The organism is Aquincola agrisoli, from assembly GCF_036621135.1.
In the GTDB taxonomy this organism is placed as follows: Bacteria; Pseudomonadota; Gammaproteobacteria; order Burkholderiales; family Burkholderiaceae_C; genus Aquincola; species Aquincola agrisoli.
In genome coordinates this window covers 165,554-183,168 of record NZ_JAZIBG010000054.1, presented here as the reverse complement: position 1 = coordinate 183,168, position 17,615 = coordinate 165,554, and the positions used below count along the sequence as shown (strand labels likewise).

The window sequence follows — 17,615 nt, the reverse complement described above, 5'->3', positions numbered from 1 at the left end:
CACAACCGTCCGACTACGCAAGCGGCTGCGTGGGACTACGTAGGGCCCGTCCCCGATCCCCGGTCAACCGCCGTAGCGGCGCACATGCTCGACGGCGTACTTGATCAGTTCGGCCTGCCCGTCGATCACCAGCTTGCGCTTGATGTTCTGGCGGTGCGTCTCGACGGTGCGCACGCTCAGGCCCAGCGCCTCGGCTATCTGCTTGCTCGACTGGCCCTTGGCCAGGCAGGCGAGGATTTCCGATTCGCGCGGCGACAGCAGCGGCTTGGGCTCCTGCGCGCGGAACAGGCGCTTGGTGACGCTGGGGCTCAGGTAGGTGCCGCCCTGCCGCACGGTCTGGATCGCGCCGACGATCTCGCTGGAGGGCGCGTCCTTCAGTACGTAGCCGCGCGCGCCGGCCTGCATGGCCTGCTGCACGTACTCGGGGTTGTCGTACATGCTGAGGATGAGCACCGCCAGCTCGGGGTGGCGCTGCGACAGCATCAGCGTCAGCTCGATGCCGTTGACCTCCTTCATGCCGATGTCCACCAGCGCCATCGTCGGGCGCAGCGCCTCGACCGCGGCCAGCGCCTCGCGCGCATGGCCGGCCTCCCCGACGACCTCGATGCCGTCGATGCCGCCCAGCCGTGCGCGCAGGCCGTCGCGCACCAGGGGATGGTCGTCGATCAGCAGCAGCCTGACCATGGCATCGACGCCGCGCTCGTCGGCGCCCATCGAAGTCGCTTCGGGCGGCCGCGCGGCGCTCATGCTTTGGCTCCCTCTTCCTCGATCAGCGGCAGGCCCGCGTCGGCCTTCAGCGCCGCGGCCGGCAGGTCGGCCACGACGCTGGTGCCGCCGGCATGCGACGACAGCCGCAGCCGCCCGCCGACCGAGGCCAGCCGCTCGCGCATGTTGCGCAGGCCGATGCCGCGACGCGGATCGGCCTGCACGGCCTTCAGGTCGAAGCCGCGGCCGTCGTCCAGGATGGACAGGCGCAACCCGCGCCGCCCGAACACCAGGCGCATGCGCACCGACTCGGCCTGCGCATGCTTCTCGATGTTGGCCAGCGCCTCCTGCGCGACGCGGAACAGCACGGTGTTGACGTTCTCGGGCAGCGGCGCCGCGGCGCCGCGCACGCGCAGCGAGAACGCGAGGTTGCCCGCATCGGCCGCCTCCCGGCCCAGGTGCTCCAGCGCGGACGGCAGCCCCAGCACGTCGAGCAGCGCCGGGCGCAGGCGGTGCGACAGCCGCCGCACCTCGTCGAGCACCTCGGCCAGCCGCACCCCGGCCTTGGCCAGCGGTGCTTGCGCATCGCCCCCGCTGGACAGCCGCTCGTGGGCCGTCTCGACCAGCAGCTTGGCGGAGACCAGGGTCTGGCTGGTGCCGTCGTGCAGTTCACGCGAGAGGTAGGCACGCTCGTTCTCGAGCGCCTGCACGGCCTGCAGCGCCATGCGGCGCAGCTTGGCATCGGCCACGCGGTGCTCGCTGAGGTTGAGCGCGAGTCCGCACGCCGTGATCGATGCGACGCCGAACAGCGCGATGCCCGCCAGCCACCACAGCGTCGCATCGATGTGCGCCGCCGCCTGCCGGTCGAGGTGCGCGAGCGTGGCCTCGACATCGTCGAGGTAGATGCCGGTGCCGAGCATCCAGCCCCAGCGCGGCACGACGACCACGTACGCGAGCTTGGGCGTCATGCGGTCGGTGGACGGCTTGCGCCACGGATAGGTCACGAAGCCACCGCCCGCGCGGGCCTGCGCGATGAGGCGCTGGATGGTCGGCTGGCCGACGGCATCACGCAGCTCCCACAGGCTGTTGCCCACCAGCTCGGGCTGCCGCGGATGCATCAGCGACCGGCCATGCAGGTCGTAGAGGAAGAAGTAGCCGTCGTCACCGTACTCCAGCGCCGCCAGCCGCTGCAGCGCGGCCGCGCGCTGCGAGGCCTCGTCGTCGCCGCGCGGCAGCGTGTCGAGCGTGCGCAGCGCCAGCTCGACGTAGTGCCGCAGTTCGGCGCGGCGGGCAGCCATCGTGGCCTCTTCGACCAAGGCGTGTTCGCGCTGCGCGAGCGCACGCTGCTGCTGCCGCACGGCCTGCGCAATCAACGCGATCGACAGCACGAGCGGGACCACCGCCAGCAGGAAGATCTTGTGCCGCAAACGCATGGAAGCCACGGCCGGATTGTCATGCCGGCCCGGGTCCGGACGAGCGGCGGCGGGGCTCGCCACGGATGTTTGACGCCCGGGGGCGACAAAAGGGACTCCAAGGGCTGTCCGGAGGCGGTTTTCCGAGGGAAAACGGCTTCTCAGCCCCTATCACACGCAGTACCATTCGCGCCGCAGGGTGCCCAGAGAGAAACGAAGGCTCATGCGGCCCTCACCTCCACCCGGCACATCAACCCACTACTTGATGGAGCGAATTCAAAATGGCAACTGCGAAGAAGGCCCCGGCCAAGAAGGCCGGTGGCGCCAAGCCCCCGATCAAGGCTCCCGCCAAGGTCCCCGCGAAGAAGGCCCCGGCCAAGAAGCGGACCCCGAGCGCAGCCTTCATGAAGGCGATGACCCCGAGTGAAGCCCTGGCCGCCGTCATCGGCGCGACCCCGGCGCCCCGCACCGAGGTCACGAAGAAGGTTTGGGACTACATCAAGAAGAACAAGCTTCAGGACGCGGCCAACAAGCGCATGATCAATGCCGACGCGAAGCTGAAAGCCATCTTCAAGAAGGATCAGGTCTCGATGTTCGAGATGACCAAGCTCATCAACGAGCACCTGAAGTAAGCTGGCCTGCAAGGCGCCGCGAGGCGCTTTCAACGCCAAGCCGGTGCCCAGCGCACCGGCTTTTTTATTGGCCGATGCGCTCCGCTCACGGACGCGCGTGGATCGCCTCCTCGACGATCTGCAGCATGCGGGCCACGTCGATGGGCTTGGTCCAGTAGTCGTCGAAGCCGGCCTGACGGGCTGCATCGATCTGCTCCGGCATCGCGTCGGCCGAGAGCGCGACGCAGCGCAGGCCGGCCGTGCGGGCGTCGCGGCGCAGCTCGCCGATGATCTGCAGGCCGTTCATGTCGGGCAGGTTCATGTCGACCAGCACCATGTCCGGCAGCATCGTGCGCGCACGGTCCAGTCCTTCCGCACCATTGCGCGCCACCACCAGCTGCCAGCCACGCTGCGCCCGAAAGACCTCCTGCATCAGCAGTGCGTTGAGCGGCTCGTCCTCGATGTAGACGACACGGTAGGGTGCCGGCTCGGCCGCCGCGCCAGCCAGCTCGCCCACCATGGTGGCCTTGGCCAGCGCGACGCTGAACCGGCTGCCGATGCCGGTGCGGCTCGTGACGGACAGCGCACCGTTCATCGTGCGCACCAGTTCGCCGGCGATGACCAGGCCGAGACCACTGCCCTCGATGCGCTGGCGCTCGGCACCCAGGCGGTTGAAGGGCTGGAAGAGCTGGCGCTGCTCGTCTTCGGTCAGGCCGGGGCCTTCATCCTCGATCGTCAGCACAACCTGCTGCGAATGCGATTGAAGGTCGAAGCGCACGCGGCCGCCGGCCCGGTTGTACTTGATCGCGTTGGACAGGAGGTTCACCAGGACCTGCTGCAACCCCCGCGGATCGGCCTGCACCCAGCAGGGGCCCGCCGGCAGCGTGGCCGGCAGTTGCACCGCATGCACCGACAGCAGCGGCTTGACGAGGCCGAGCGCGGCGCCGAGCGAACGGACGATGTCGACGGACTGCAGCCGCAGGCCGAATTCGCCGCGTTCCAGCCGGGTCAGGTCAAGCACGTCGTTGACGAGCGCCAGCAGGTGCCGCCCCGCCTGCTCGACGCCTTCCAGGCGGCGGCGTTGGGCCACGCCGAGCGGCTGGTCGCGGTCCAGGCCCATCAGTTGCGCGAAGCCGAGGATGCCGTTGAGGGGGGTGCGCAGCTCATGGCTCACCCGGGAGAGCAGCTCGCTCTTGGCACGGTTGGCGCGCTCGGCTTCCTCCTTGGCCTGCTGCATCTGGACCGCCTCCTGCTGGGCAGTGACGTCGCGGCAGGTACCGACCAGCGCCAGTGGCTGACCGTCGGAGCCGAGCTGCGCTCGCGCGAAGATCTCCAGCCATCGCCAGCCCCCGTCAGGCAGCCGGAAGCGGAAGCGCGCCTCCATCCGCTGGCCGTCGGACTGTGCACGCTGCAGCGCGGCCCGCGCCAGGCCACGGTCGTCCTCGTGGATCTGCGCGAGCCAGCTGTCCACCGTCAGCGGAGGGTGCGGCCACGGCAGCCCGTGGTTCTGGCAAGCCATGCGGTCGAGCAGCAGCGTGCCGTCCCGGCAGTTCATCTGCGCCAGTCCGGTCGCCGTCGCTTCCGCCGCCAACAGCCATCGCTCCTCCGACGCACGCAACGCGAGCTCGACGCGCTTGCGCTCGCTGATGTCGGAGACGAAGCCATGCCACAGCCATCCGCCGTCAGGGTGACGCTCGGGCATGGCGCGGCTCTCCAGCCAACGCTCCTCGTCCTGGCTGTCGAGCACCCGGAACTGCACGTGCCAGGGGCTGCGCGTATGGCGCGCGCGCAGGTAGCTCGCGCGCAACTCGGAGATGTCCTCCCGCACCACACGCACCGATCCCTGCATCGCCTGCGCCTGGGCACCGCAGAGCTGGCCCAGCCGCTCAGGGTCCTCGGGGAACCGGCCGCCGTCGTCGCCATGTTCCAGGTACTGGTACAGCACGCCGGGCAGCAGCAACGTCATCTTGCGCAACTGCTCGTCGCGCTCACGCTCGCTGCGCGCCAGCGCAACGCGGACGCTGACGTCGCGCGCCGTGCCACGCCAGCCGATGTGACGGTGCCCCTCATCGAACAGCGGCACCGCACTGCGTGACACGATGACGCGGCCGCGCGGCGTGCGCAGCTCGGTCAGGGCGTCGGAGAAGGCCTCGGGTCGGGCGAGCCAGGCGTGCAGCCGCTCCTCGCCCAGCGGATCGCCCGTGTGGTCCAGCAACAAGCCATCGGCCAGCACCTGTCCGATCAGGGCGGCGTCATCCTCGCCGCCGAGCGACTCGACCGGCCCGGCCAGCCAGGTGTAGCACCACGAGGCGTCGCACTCCCACAGCACGTCGCCGGAAGCGCGCGCGAAGTCAGCCAGCCGCGCGGAATCCCTTTCGCCCGCGTTGGATGCAGCGAAGGTCATTTCAAGGCCTTGCACGCATCGGCGAAGGCGCTGCCATGCCGAACCACTCCGCGGCGTTGGCCCAGCCGATGCGGTGCGCGATGTCGGGCGGCAGATCGCCCAGCCATTCGCGCGCCTCCCGCATGAGCACTTCGTACGCGCTCCAGCGCGGGTTGATCCAGGTGTCGGAGCCGATGGCGAAGCGATCCGGGTAGGCCGTCAGCAGCTCGCGCCATGCCGGGCTGAGACGTCCCTGCTCGGTCAGGCCAGGGCGATAGGACAGCTCCCCCATCAGGTTCGGGTAGCGACGGAACATCGCCCGCACCCGGTCCACCGGCACCCCGCCGATGCCGGTGTGCGCCCATACGAACCGGGTCGCCGGCGCATGGGCCAGCAATTTCTCGACCGCCACGTCATCCACATGTGCGAGCACCAGCAAGCGGCGCTCCTGCGCCAGCAGCATCAGCCTTCGTGCCACGGGCCCGTCTGCATGGGCGCTGTCGTAGAGATGGAACTCGCCGAGTCCACGGTAGGGCCCGGCCGGCGTGCCGCGCTGCAGCTCGTCCAGCACCATGCGGTAGATCGACTCGTCCTCAAACCAGCCGGTGTAGTCGGCGCGGTTGCGGTAGAGCCGCACAAAAGGAACGACGGCGACGCCTGCGGCGGCCACGTCCTCCCGGGCCGATGCCAGCGTGCGCGTTCCCTCGTTGGGACGGCTGTTGGCAACGACGGCGCGCACGCCGCTGCGCTCGAGACGGCCGAGCACGTCCGACAGCGGATGCGGATCGAACGCCTCCACGTTGTAGTGGAGGTGCATGTCGAAAAGCGGACCTTCGTAGGGCGCGGCCTGAACGGCAGAGAGCATCAGGCTCGCGATCCAGGCAGCAGATTGAAGTGTTGCGGGCATGAAAACTGCACCCTGGAGACATCGACGCACATTACATGAAGTTTTGCGCCGTAGATACGACGACGTGAACAAGTTCACGCAACAAGAAGGAGAGGGCCTGTAACACGCCCCCCCTATAAAAAGGATGGAAAACCGCGCGTCGTTCATTCGCGACAAACGCCACGCGGGCCTGCCGAAGGAGCCATCCACAATGTGCGTCAGTTGTAAAGTTAGCAATCACTGCAGAGATTCGTCTCTGAGCGCTGCACATCTATGAACTACCGCCTGATCGCCTGCTCGGTTGCCGTCGCCCTCGTGTCCTGGGGAGCCTGCGCCCAGGCCCAACCGACCCCGCCAAGCGCTACGGTGAAACCACCGAGCACCGTCCGTGTGGACAACTGCTCCTGGGACAAGCCCGGCCACAACCCCTTCATGGGCGACCTGGTGGCTGCCGTGGATCGCTACAGCGACATCCCGCCCGACGTGCGCGCCCGCCTCAAGAAGCGCATGGCGACCCGTGAGTACGACGACCTGGTCACAATCCAGCGCGACAGCATCGCGGGCAAACAGATCTACGAGTCCGGGATCCGGGACATGCATTTCGGCACCAACCGCGTGTGCGGCACGGTGACGCGCGACAAATGGTCACCCGCCATGCAGGAGCGCGGCCTTGTCTATTGCGAAAGCGGCCATTGCATCCTCGTGCCCACCGTGTGCCGCAACGTGAGCCGCATCACCCGCGCAAGCGGGGGCGGGGGCGGGGCCGCCAGCGGTCCCGGGGAGTTGACGTTCGATCCGCCGGCTGCCGGCCAGCCGGCTGTTGCTGAAGCACCTGCAGATCCGCTCGACGAACTGCCGCCTCCGAGCGCCGGTCCGCTCGCCCTGCCCGGTACGGGCCTCGCCGAGGTGCCGCAGGGCCCGGCCGACATCGTGGCGCCCAACCCCTTCTACCCCGGCTCTCCGCTGTCCCCCGGCGGTCCCATCTACGTTCCCACGCCGCCGCTCGTTCCGCCCGGCAGCCTGCCCCCCACCCCCGCGGTGCCCGAACCCGGGACCTGGCTGATGATGGCAGGGGGCATCGCCCTGCTGACGCTGTACCGGCAGCGTCGCCTCAAGCAGCAAGCGCGGCGCGCCTGAAACGACAGGGCGCCTCGGCCGCCCGCCCGGGCGGGCCACATCCGTCACCCCTTCAGCATCAAGCTCGCAGCAGCGGCACCAGGAAGCGCCCCGTGTGGCTCGCCGGGTGGGCTGCGATGTCCTCCGGCGTGCCCGCCACCACGACCGTGCCGCCCCCCGCACCGCCTTCCGGTCCCATGTCGACCAGCCAGTCGGCCGTCTTGATCACGTCCAGGTTGTGCTCGATCACCACGATGGTGTTGCCTGCGTCGCGCAACTGGTGCAGCACCTGCAGCAGCAAGCGGATGTCATGGAAATGCAGGCCGGTCGTGGGCTCGTCCAGGATGTAGAGCGTCCGGCCGGTATCGCGCTTGGACAGTTCGAGCGCCAGCTTGACGCGCTGCGCCTCGCCGCCCGACAGCGTCGTCGCGCTCTGCCCCAGCTTGATGTAGCCCAGGCCGACGTCGAGCAGCGTCTGCAGCTTGCGCGCGATGTTCGGCACGGCGCTGAAGAACGCCGTCGCGTCTTCGACCGTCATGTCGAGCACCTGCGTGATGTTGCGGCCCTTGTAGAGGATCTCCAGCGTCTCGCGGTTGTAGCGCGCCCCGTGGCAGACGTCGCAGGGCACGTAGACATCCGGCAGGAAGTGCATCTCCACCTTCAGCACGCCGTCGCCCTGGCAGGCTTCGCAACGGCCGCCGGCCACGTTGAAGCTGAAGCGGCCCGGGCCGTAGCCGCGCTCGCGGGCCGCGGGCACCTCGGCGAACAGTTCGCGGATGGGCGTGAACAGGCCGGTGTACGTGGCCGGATTGCTGCGCGGCGTGCGGCCGATCGGGCTCTGGTCGACGTTGATGACCTTGTCGAAGGCGTCCAGCCCCTCGATCTCGTCATAGGCGGCCGGCTCGGCATGGCTGCCGTACAGCTTTCGCGCCACCGCGAGGTACAAGGTGTCGTTCACCAGCGTGCTCTTGCCGGAGCCGGACACACCCGTCACGCAGGTGAAGAGCCCGACCGGGATCTCGACCGTCACGCCCTTGAGGTTGTTGCCCCGCGCACCGACGATGCGCAGCTGCGGCCTTTCCGCGGCCACCATCGGCGGCCCCGGCCGCTCGATGCGCAGCACACGCCCCAGGTAACGCCCGGTCAGCGACGCCTCGTCGGCTGCGACTTCGGCAGGCGTGCCTTGCGAGATCACCCGCCCGCCATGCACGCCAGCGCCCGGGCCCATGTCGACGACGTGATCGGCCGCACGGATCATGTCCTCGTCGTGCTCGACCACCAGCACGCTGTTGCCCAGGTCCCGAAGGTGCTTGAGCGTGCCGATCAGCCGCTCGTTGTCACGCTGGTGCAGGCCGATGCTGGGCTCGTCCAGCACGTACATCACCCCCGACAGGCCGCTGCCGATCTGGCTGGCCAGCCGGATGCGCTGCGCCTCGCCGCCGCTGAGCGTGTCCGCGCTGCGGTCCAGGCTCAGGTAGTTGAGGCCCACGTCGTTCAGGAAGCGCAGCCGCGCCCTGATCTCGCGGACGACCTTGTCGGCGATCTCCGCCTTGGCGCCCACGAGGTGCAGGCCATCGAAGTAGGCCTGGCAATCCGCCAGCGTCGCATGCTCGACGTCGTAGATCGCCCGCCCACGGTCGCCGCCCTCGCCCTGCAGCAGCACATGCCGAGCCTCGCGCCGCAGGCGCGCGCCGCCGCAGTCCGGGCACGACCGCGCCGCCTGGTACCTCGCGAGGTCCTCCCGCACCGCGACCGAGTCGGTCTCGCGCATGCGGCGCTCCAGGTTGGGGAGGATGCCTTCGAAGGGGTGCGAGCGCTTGACACTGCGCGCGCGCCCCGACTTGCCGGACTCGGCGGTGTAGGTGAAGCTGATCTCGTCGTCGCCCGACCCGTGCAACAGCACGCGCTGCGCATCGGCTGACAGCTCCTCGAACGGCGTGTCGATGTCGAAGCCGTAGTGCTTGGCGACGCTCTCGAGCAGAGAGAACGTATAGGCATTGCGCCGGTCCCAGCCCTTCACCGCCCCGCTGGCCAGGCTGAGCGACGGGAACGCCACCACGCGCTCGGGATCGAACACCGTGACCTGCCCCAGCCCGTCGCAGGCAGGGCAGGCCCCGACCGGCGAATTGAAGGAGAACAGCCTCGGCTCCAGTTCGGGCAACGAGTAGCTGCATACCGGGCAGGCGAACTTGGCGCTGAAGAGCTGTTCCCGGCCGCCGTCCATCTCGAGCGCCAGCGCACGGCCGTCCGCGATGCGCAGCGAAGCCTCGAAGCTCTCCGCCAACCGCTGGCGCAGGCCGCCCGCAGCGGCATCGGCCCGGATCTTCACGCGATCGATCACCACGTCGATGTCGTGCTTCTCCGCCTTCTTCAGCTTGGGCAGCTCGGCGGCCTCGAATACCTGGCTGTCGATGCGGAAGCGCACGTAGCCCTGCGCCTGCATGTCGGCGAACAACTCGACGAACTCGCCCTTGCGGTCGCGCACCACGGGCGCCAGCACCATCAGCCGCGTGTCCTCAGGCAGCGCGAGCACCGCATCCACCATCTGGCTCACGGGCGTGGCGGCCAGCGGCAGGTGGTGGTCGGGGCAGAACGGCGTGCCGGCGCGGGCATAAAGCAGGCGCAAGTAGTCGTGGATCTCGGTGACCGTCCCGACCGTGGAGCGCGGGTTGTGTGAGGTGGCCTTCTGCTCGATGCTGATCGCCGGCGACAGCCCTTCGATCACGTCGACGTCCGGCTTGTCCATCAGTTGCAGGAACTGCCGCGCGTAAGCCGAGAGGCTTTCGACATAGCGGCGCTGGCCCTCGGCATAGAGCGTGTCGAAGGCCAGACTCGACTTTCCGGAACCCGACAGCCCCGTGATCACGACCAGCGCGTGCTTGGGCAGGTCGAGGTCGATGTTCTTCAGGTTGTGGGTGCGGGCGCCGCGGACGCGGATGGCGGCGTGCGGCTCACCGGGCAGGAAGGGAGGCGAAGAAGCGGACATCGGAGGCAGGAAGTCAACCGATCATCATAGTTCGGCAGCCCACGTGACGTCACGCTTCCCCCTTGCACCGCACTTGCCCGCGCGGCGGCCGGCCGCCTAGAGTCGGGGGCCTGTCGAACAAGCCGTGGATCCGACCGACACCTCCCCGCCCATCGTCGAACGACGTCAGGCCGACGTCGCCGGGCGGCGCCGTGAGCGGGCGGCCCTCCTGCACCGGCGGCGCGCCGCCAGCCGGCAAGCCGCGCAAGCCGGAAGTCCGAAGCCGTCCAACGACACCCTCCGCCACCTGCCCACCGTCGGGCTGGCGCTCTCGGGCGGCGGCGTGCGCAGCGCGACCTACGGCCTGGGCCTGATCCGCGGGCTGGCCCAGCGCGGGCTGCTGGCGCGCCTGGACTACCTTTCCACGGTCGCCGGCGGCGGCTACGTCGGCGCCATGCTGGGCAGGCTGGTGATGGCGCGAGGCATCGCCAACGCGCAGGCGATGCTCGCAGCGCGCCGTTCCCCGCTGCTCGACTGGCTGCGCCGCAACGGGCGCTACCTCAGCCCCGCGGGCACGCACGATGTCGGCGTCGCCGCCGTCACCTACCTGCGCGCCTTCGTCGCGATGCATGGCGAGCTGATGATGGCCGGCCTGCTGTTCGGGCTGCTGATCGTCTCGCCGCACCTCTGGCAGCAAGGCACGGGCGCGCTGGATCCCAACGCCTGGCACGCCTGGGGCAGCCTGTGGTTCCCCATCGCCGCGGCCTGGGGCTGCGCCGCGTTGCCCGGGCTGGCCTGCGGCTACTGGGTGGCACGTGAGGGGCCCGACCCCACGCGGCGCCCCCGGGGCCTGTCCCTGCGCAATGGACTCGTGTCCGGCGGCCTGATCCTGTGCACGCTGGCGGCCGCCTGGCTGGCCTGGCGGCTGGGGCTGCTGCGGCCACTGCGCGAGGGCGCGGTCGGCCTGCCGCTGGCGCTGCTCGCGCTGGCCTCCGTCGCTGGCGGCGTGGCCACTTCGCTGGGGGTGCTGGCCACGTCGGCGGACAGCAGCGGACTGGCGAGCGCCCGCCTGCGCCGCCGTTTCACCGAGGCGATGAGCCGGGCACTGGGATTCGGCACGCTGCTGGTGGCGATGGGCGTGCTCGACCTGGTGAGCTGGCACCTGCTGAAGCTCGCGCTGTCCGACCGCGACTGGCTCTGGGGCGGGCTGGGCCTGGGGGGCTTCATGGCCCTCGTGCTGCGGGCGCTGACGCAGCCGCTGCAGCAACTCGTGGCGCAGGCCACGCCCTCGCTGCATGCCTGGTGGCCGCGGCTGCTCGACGCCGCCGGCCTGCTGGTGCTGGCGGTCGTGTCGTGCTTCTGGCTCAGCACCGTGCAGTGGATCGTGTTCACGTCCGCCCCCTTGGGGTGGCTGCAGGCCGTGCCGGCTCCCTGGCGCGCGCTCGGGCTGTTGGCGGTATGCCTGGGCTGGTGGTTGGCCACCTCGGGCAACACCGCCATGGCCAACGCCTCGTCGCTGCACGGCTTCTATCGGGCACGGCTGACCCGCGCCTACCTCGCCGTGGGCAACCCCCACCGCCCGGTGCTCGATCCGCAGGCCGGCGCCACGGCGTCCGACGTGACACAGGTGGTCTCCCGCGACGACGCCGACCTGCGCGACTACCGGCCCGAACGGTCTGGCGGGCCCCTGCACCTCATCAACACCTGCCTGAGCCAGACGCGCGACGACGCCAGCGGCCTGTACAACGCCGACCGCAAGGGCGTGTCCTTGACCGTGCGTGCCGACGGGATCGAGCTCGGCCCGAGGGGCAGGGTGGACTTCGGCGCGGACAGCGAGGTGGGCACGCTCGGCAAATGGATCGCCATCTCGGGCGCTGCCGCCGCACCGGACGGTGGCGCTGCGCTCTCCCGGGGCTGGGCCTTGCTGCGCTTCCTGCTCGGCGTGCGGCTCGGCTACTGGGTGCGCGACCCCCTGACGCCCGCCAAGCGCCACGACGCGCGGATCGTCGCGGCCTGGCGCGTGGCAGCCAAGCCGCTGATGCTCTGGTCCGAGGCCGCCGCCAACTTCTTCGGCGCGGCACGGCCCTGGTGGTACCTCTGCGATGGCGGCCACTTCGACAACACCGGCGTCTACGCCCTGCTGCGGCGCGAGGTGGACTTCATCGTGCTCGTGGACGCCAGCTGCGACCCCCGCTACGAGTTCAGCGACCTCGAAAGCCTGGTGCGCAAGGCGCGCATCGACTTCGGTGCGGAGATCGAGTTCTACCCGCACGACGAGGCCACGCAGCGCTTCGGATTGGCCGATGCACCGGTCACCGTGCTCTCGCCGCAGGACATGGCCGACAGCCAGTCGGCACGCGGGGTGCTGCTGGCGCGCATCCGCTACCTGCGCCCCGAAGGGGCCGGACCGGCCGAGCCCGCCGAACGCCACGGCACGCTGCTCGTCATCAAGCCGAACCTGCACGCCGCGCTCGACGTCGACGTGCTGGCCTACGCGCAGCGCCGCCCCGCGTTCCCGCACGAATCCACCGGGGACCAGACGTTCGACGAAGCGCAGTGGGAGAGCTACCACCGCCTCGGCGAAGACGCCGGTGCCGCGCTGCGGCCCGACTGGCTGGCGCGCCTGCCCGGCTGGACACGGCGCATCGCGCTCGACCTCGACCACCCGGCCCGGCTGCAGCAGCCCCGGCACGGCGCCCCGGCGTCGGCCCCGCCGGACAAGGAGCCCGCCTGGCGCAGGGCGACCCGGAACACCGCGCTGGGCACCACGATCGGGCTCAGCGCGTCGGGCACGCTGCTGCTGTCGCTGTGGCAGGTGGGCGACCAGCTGCGCCAGAACGAGGCCAGCCAGCGCAGCGAGGTGCGCCAGCTCTTCACCGACCTGTCCAGGACCCTGTCGGACCTCGACCCCGCCTGCCCCAAGGTACCTGCGCACGTGACGCCCCAGATCACGCTGCTTCAAGACCTGGTGCAGAGCCCTGCGGTGCGCGAGATCGACCGCGTGTCCGTGCAGAGGCTGCTCGAACACACGCGCGAGCAATGCACGGGCGTGGAAGCAACGCCCTCCGAGACCTGCGTGGCGGCGCAGCGGCGCATGCAGGACTCGCTGTGCGCGGCGATCGGCAAGCCGCAGGTCACCGATGCGTTGAGCTACTGGCACCCGTTCGAGACACCGCCCGGCCGCTTGCTCACCTGGCCGCGATTCGTCGACGCCGTCGCGGCGCGCTGGCAGCGCGGACGGCCGCCGCCGATCGCCGCTGCCGCGCCGCCCGCGCCCTCGCAGCCCGGGGTGGTGGCGCCAGGGCCGGCTCCGGCCTCCGAGCCCAGCTTCGCCCTGGCGGCCTGCAGCGCCGCCGACGGCGCGCCGCTGCGCCTGTACCTGCAGGTCTACGACGAAACCTCGCGCAGCCAGACCGCGCCGCTGCGCGTGCAGCTGCAGACGGCCGGGGGCGCTGCCCTGCAGGTGGCGCCGATCGAGAACGTGAGCCGCAGCGCCCGCCTGCGCCAGCAACGGCGGCCGGTGCCCTGGCCGCAGCCGACGCTGGTGGTGCACCAGCCCGGGGACAACGCCTGCGCCCGCGCCATGGTGGGCCTGGTGCGCAGCCATTGGCGCAGCCTGGGCCGCAGCGAGGATGTGTGGATCAGCGAACTGCCGGCCAGCCTGCGCGGCCGCAGCAGCGAGCGGGTGATCGAGCTCTGGCTGCCGCCCAGCGAGGGCGCGCCGCCGCGGATGGCTGGCGGCTGAACACGGCGCGCGCGGTCAGCGCCCCAACACGCCCAGGATCTCGGCGCCGTACGCCTCGAGCTTGCGCGTCCCGACGCCGCTGATCTCGCCGAGTTCGGCCAGGTCGGCGGGCATGCGGCGGGCCATCTCGGCCAGCGTGGCATCGTGGAACACGACATAGGCCGGCAGGTTGTGCTCGCGCGCCACCTCGGCGCGCCATGCCTTGAGCGAAGCGAAGCGCGCCTGCGCGTCGCCGTCCAGTGCCGCGGCGACGGCGGGCACCTTGCCGTCGCGGCTGCCGCGCTTGCGGCTGCCACGCACCGGCTCGCGCGGCTGGCGCAGCACGATGGGCACCTCGCCCTTCAGCACGGCCCGGCTGCTGGCGGTCAGCGACAGCGTGTTGAACTCGCCTTCGGTGGCCACATGCCCCAACGCCACGAGCTGGCGCAGCACGCCACGCCACTGGGCATCGGACAGGTCGGCGCCGATGCCGAAGGTGCTGAGCTTGTCGTGGCCGTACTGCGCCACCTTGTCGGTGCGCTTGCCGCGCAGCACGTCGATCAGCTGCCCAGCACCGAAGCGCGACGGCCCGAAGCCGCCACCCAGTTGCGAGAAGCGGTAGATGCAGCTCAGCGCCTTGCGGGCCGCCTCGGTCGCGTCCCAGGTGTCGGGCGGGTTCAGGCAGTTGTCGCAGTTGCCGCAGGGCTGGCTGAGCTCGCCGAAATACGACAGCAGCCGCACGCGCCGGCAGTCGTGCGACTCGGCCAGCGCGAGCAGCGCCTCGAGCTTGCCGCGCTGCACCTGCTTGAACTCGTCGCCCGCGGGGCTCTCGTCGATCATGCGGCGCTGGTTGACCACGTCGGCCAGGCCGTAGGTCATCCACGCTTCGGCGGCATCGCCGTCGCGGCCGGCACGGCCGGTCTCCTGGTAGTAGCTCTCGATGTTCTTCGGCAGATCCAGGTGGGCCACGAAGCGCACGTCGGGCTTGTCGATCCCCATGCCGAAGGCGATGGTCGCCACCATCACCACCGCCTCCTCGCGCAGGAAGCGGTCCTGGTGCTTCTGCCGCACCGCGGCATCGATGCCGGCGTGGTACGGCAGGGCGGTGATGCCTTCTTCCGCCAGCCAGGCGGCGGTCTCCTCGACCTTCTTGCGCGTGCCGCAGTAGACGATGCCGGCCTCGCCCTCGTGCTCGTCGCGCACGAAGCGCAGCAGCTGGGCGCGGGGGTTGTCCTTCTCGACGATCGTGTAGCGGATGTTCGGGCGGTCGAAGCTCGCGACGAAGATGCGGGCGTCGTCGAGCGCCAGGCGCTGCACGATGTCGGCGCGCGTGATGTCGTCGGCCGTGGCCGTGAGCGCGACGCGGGGCACGTGCGGAAAGCGCTCGTGCAGGGCCGACAGCCCGAGGTACTCGGCGCGGAAGTCGTGGCCCCATTGGCTCACGCAATGCGCCTCGTCGATCGCGAACAGGCTCAGCAGGCCGCGCTCATCCAGCGAGTCGAGCATGGCCAGGAAACGCGGCGTCAGCAGCCGCTCGGGCGCGGCGTAGAGCATCACCAGCCGGCCGGTGCGCAGCTCGCGCTCGACCGACTGGGCCTCCTCGCCGCTGAGCGTGGAGTTGAGGAAGGCCGCGTGCACGCCCGCCTCCTCCAGTGCACCCACCTGGTCGTGCATCAGGGCGATGAGCGGGCTGACGACCACCGCGACGCCGCGGCCGCCGCGGTGGCGCACGATGGCAGGCACCTGGTAGCACAGGCTCTTGCCGCCGCCGGTGGGCATCAGCACCAGGGCGTCCCCGCCGCCGGTGACGTGCTCGACGATCTCGCCCTGCATGCCGCGGAAGGCGGTGTAGCCGAAGACCTCGTTCAGGACTTCGATCGGAGACGCTGGGACGGGGCGGTTCATGGGCAGCCCGCCATCTTAACGAAGGGGGCCCGCCGCGCCGCGCCGGCAGGCGGCCCGACACCCCATGCGGCACAATCGACCGCCTCCGGGCAGCGACGCACGGCGCCCCGCCCGCTCCCTTTCCCACATCCCTTTCCTCGTCACCCGGCACAGGAGCGACCATGGCCTCCGTCAACAAAGTCATCATCATCGGCAACCTCGGGCGCGACCCGGAGGTGCGTTCCTTCCCCGACGGCGGCTCGATCTGCAACATCACCGTCGCCACCACGCGGCGCTGGAAGGCGCGCGATTCCAACGAATTCCAGGAAGAGACGGAATGGCACCGCGTGGTGTTCCGCGACCGGCTGGCCGAGATCGCGGGCGAATACCTGCGCAAGGGCCGCCCGGTGTACGTGGAAGGCCGCCTGAAGACACGCAAGTGGCAGGACAAGGAAGGCCGCGACACCTACACGACCGAAATCGTCGCCGAGCAGATGCAGCTGCTGGGCGGCCGCGAAGGCGCGGGCGGCGGCGACGATGCCGACAGCAGCGGCGGCGGCGGTGGTGGCTACCGCCGCAATGCGGGCGGTGGCAGCGGCTACGGCGGCGGCGAGGAGCCGCGCGAGCGCCCGGCCCGGGCACCCGCCCCGGCGCCGCGCCAGGCCCCGAAGTCGAACACCGGCTTCGATGACATGGACGACGACATCCCCTTCTGATCGCCGGCCGCCCTGGCGCGGCGATCCGCCCCTTTGGCCCGCATCATGCAGCCGAGCGTGGAACTGCTCGGCCTCGCGCCCGGCGCGTCGGCGCTGGCCGTGTTCAAGGCTTCGAGCGTGATCCTCGGCGTGCCGGCCTGACGGGCGCCGTGTCGCGGGCCCAGGTGCCCAGCCGTCGTTGCCAGTCGACCAGCGGGCCATCGCTGCCCGCGCCCTCCGTGGCCGCGATCAGCCGGTCGAGGAGCGCCCGCTGCTCCGCCGTCCAGGACGACGGGAACACCGGGCGCACGATCAGCACCAGGTCGCCGCGCGGACCGCGGCGCGAGGCAGGAAAGCCCCGGCCCGGCAGCCTGTAGATGCATTCGTCGCGACGCAGGGCCAGCGGCTGCAGCCCTTCCAGTGTGGGCACCTCCACCGTCTGGCCGGCGATCCAGCGAAACCCGTCCACGGGCAGTTCGCAGCGGACCGTGCCCTCGTCGTCCAGTTGGAAGAAGGGATGCGGCAGCCACTCGATCTTCAGTTCGAACCCGCCTGCAGGGCCGCTGCCGCCGCCCGGCACGCTCAGCAGATCGCCGCCGCGGACGCCGGGCGGGATGCGCACCTTCACCTCGTAGCGGTGCGCCGGGCGCTTCCCGGTGCCGTCGCAGGGCGTGCACGGGCTGGCCAGCCGGCCGCTGCCCTCGCAATCCCCGCAGGTCACCGTGCTTGCCATCCAGCCGTACCAGGCGCGCTGGTGCACCTGGCCGCTGCCGCCGCAGGCGGTGCAGTCCGCCGGCATTGCGTGCCGTCCCGTGCCGCTGCACACGCCGCAGCGGTCGCTCGACCGGCCGCGCAGGATCTGCACACAACCCAGCGCCGCTTCTTCCAAGGTAAGGCGGACACGGCGCACCTGCGGCCGCGCCGGCATGCCGGTCTCGGCCGCGGGCGGCTCCTCGGGGGTCGGGGCGGCGGGGGACGCCGGGGGGGCGCCGGACCCGCTCGCCTGGCGCGGCGCGCCGATGCCGGCAACATCCCGTAGCAATTCGAACGCCTGGTTGATGCGCTGCATCTTTTCCACGGCGGCCCGGCTGTCATTGCGGTCCGGATGCCAACGCGACACCAGCCGGCGCCATGCGGCTTTGACTTCGGCCTCACTGGCCCCGGGCGCAAGGCCCAACTCCTGGTATGCGATCTCGGTGCTCACGCCGGCTCCCCTCCGCCGGGGATCCTAAGC

Annotated in this window: 11 protein-coding genes; 4 read left to right on the top strand and 7 right to left on the bottom strand. The window is 70.7% G+C overall.

The window, feature by feature from the left end; all coding sequences use genetic code 11:
* Positions 1-63 precede the first annotated feature (63 nt).
* Together V4F39_RS24990 and V4F39_RS24985 are read right to left on the bottom strand one after the other, a co-directional pair.
* A complete protein-coding gene (locus V4F39_RS24990; protein WP_378235101.1) occupies positions 64-714 on the bottom strand; it encodes a response regulator in 651 nt (216 codons plus the stop codon).
* Between the two features lie 29 nt (positions 715-743).
* Positions 744-2,138 (bottom strand): cache domain-containing protein, encoded by a 1,395-nt coding sequence (locus V4F39_RS24985; RefSeq protein WP_332292948.1) that lies wholly within the window; start codon positions 2,136-2,138, stop codon positions 744-746.
* 260 nt (positions 2,139-2,398) lie between these two features.
* Here V4F39_RS24985 and V4F39_RS24980 point away from each other — a divergent pair, with 260 nt between their 5' ends.
* On the top strand, positions 2,399-2,749 hold the full coding sequence (locus tag V4F39_RS24980; protein ID WP_332292890.1) for an SWIB/MDM2 domain-containing protein: 351 nt from the start codon (positions 2,399-2,401) through the stop codon (positions 2,747-2,749).
* 85 nt (positions 2,750-2,834) lie between these two features.
* Here V4F39_RS24980 and V4F39_RS24975 read toward each other — a convergent pair whose 3' ends face one another.
* Complete coding sequence (locus V4F39_RS24975; protein WP_332292889.1) at positions 2,835-5,132, bottom strand: ATP-binding protein; 2,298 nt, start codon at positions 5,130-5,132, stop codon at positions 2,835-2,837.
* A 1-nt stretch (position 5,133) separates the two neighbouring features.
* Positions 5,134-6,018 (bottom strand): amidohydrolase family protein, encoded by an 885-nt coding sequence (locus V4F39_RS24970; RefSeq protein WP_332292888.1) that lies wholly within the window; start codon positions 6,016-6,018, stop codon positions 5,134-5,136.
* Positions 6,019-6,270: 252 nt separating this feature from the next.
* On the opposite strand from V4F39_RS24970, the gene V4F39_RS24965 reads away from it, so the two are divergent.
* Positions 6,271-7,134 (top strand): MHFG family PEP-CTERM protein, encoded by an 864-nt coding sequence (locus V4F39_RS24965; RefSeq protein ID WP_332292886.1) that lies wholly within the window; start codon positions 6,271-6,273, stop codon positions 7,132-7,134.
* A 58-nt stretch (positions 7,135-7,192) separates the two neighbouring features.
* On the opposite strand, the gene uvrA is transcribed toward V4F39_RS24965, so the two are convergent.
* Entirely contained in the window at positions 7,193-10,099 is a 2,907-nt protein-coding gene (gene uvrA, locus V4F39_RS24960) for an excinuclease ABC subunit UvrA (protein ID WP_332292885.1), read from the bottom strand.
* Between the two features lie 124 nt (positions 10,100-10,223).
* Here uvrA and V4F39_RS24955 point away from each other — a divergent pair, with 124 nt between their 5' ends.
* Positions 10,224-13,823 carry a patatin-like phospholipase domain-containing protein gene (locus tag V4F39_RS24955; RefSeq protein ID WP_332292884.1) on the top strand — a complete coding sequence of 1,200 codons (3,600 nt, stop codon included), beginning with the start codon at positions 10,224-10,226 and terminating at the stop codon, positions 13,821-13,823.
* Positions 13,824-13,838: 15 nt separating this feature from the next.
* On the opposite strand, the gene recQ is transcribed toward V4F39_RS24955, so the two are convergent.
* Complete coding sequence (recQ, locus tag V4F39_RS24950) at positions 13,839-15,707, bottom strand: DNA helicase RecQ (protein WP_332292881.1); 1,869 nt, start codon at positions 15,705-15,707, stop codon at positions 13,839-13,841.
* Positions 15,708-15,868: 161 nt separating this feature from the next.
* On the opposite strand from recQ, the gene ssb reads away from it, so the two are divergent.
* Positions 15,869-16,402: a single-stranded DNA-binding protein gene (gene ssb / locus V4F39_RS24945; RefSeq protein ID WP_332292879.1), complete on the top strand. Its 534-nt coding sequence runs from the start codon at positions 15,869-15,871 to the stop codon at positions 16,400-16,402.
* Between the two features lie 103 nt (positions 16,403-16,505).
* Here the strand turns inward: ssb and V4F39_RS24940 are convergent, their stop codons facing one another.
* On the bottom strand, positions 16,506-17,585 hold the full coding sequence (locus tag V4F39_RS24940; protein ID WP_332292877.1) for a DnaJ C-terminal domain-containing protein: 1,080 nt from the start codon (positions 17,583-17,585) through the stop codon (positions 16,506-16,508).
* Positions 17,586-17,615: the final 30 nt, after the last annotated feature.

Bases quoted from the DNA above. Each gene is read 5' to 3' on its own strand.
- uvrA (WP_332292885.1), bottom strand. From the start codon at position 10,099: ATGTCCGCTTCTTCGCCTCCCTTCCTGCCCGGTGAGCCGCACGCCGCC.
- V4F39_RS24990 (WP_378235101.1), bottom strand. From the start codon at position 714: ATGGGCGCCGACGAGCGCGGCGTCGATGCCATGGTCAGGCTGCTGCTG.
- V4F39_RS24975 (WP_332292889.1), bottom strand. From the start codon at position 5,132: ATGACCTTCGCTGCATCCAACGCGGGCGAAAGGGATTCCGCGCGGCTG.
- V4F39_RS24985 (WP_332292948.1), bottom strand. From the start codon at position 2,138: ATGCGTTTGCGGCACAAGATCTTCCTGCTGGCGGTGGTCCCGCTCGTG.
- V4F39_RS24965 (WP_332292886.1), top strand. From the start codon at position 6,271: ATGAACTACCGCCTGATCGCCTGCTCGGTTGCCGTCGCCCTCGTGTCC.
- recQ (WP_332292881.1), bottom strand. From the start codon at position 15,707: ATGAACCGCCCCGTCCCAGCGTCTCCGATCGAAGTCCTGAACGAGGTC.
- V4F39_RS24970 (WP_332292888.1), bottom strand. From the start codon at position 6,018: ATGCCCGCAACACTTCAATCTGCTGCCTGGATCGCGAGCCTGATGCTC.
- ssb (WP_332292879.1), top strand. From the start codon at position 15,869: ATGGCCTCCGTCAACAAAGTCATCATCATCGGCAACCTCGGGCGCGAC.
- V4F39_RS24980 (WP_332292890.1), top strand. From the start codon at position 2,399: ATGGCAACTGCGAAGAAGGCCCCGGCCAAGAAGGCCGGTGGCGCCAAG.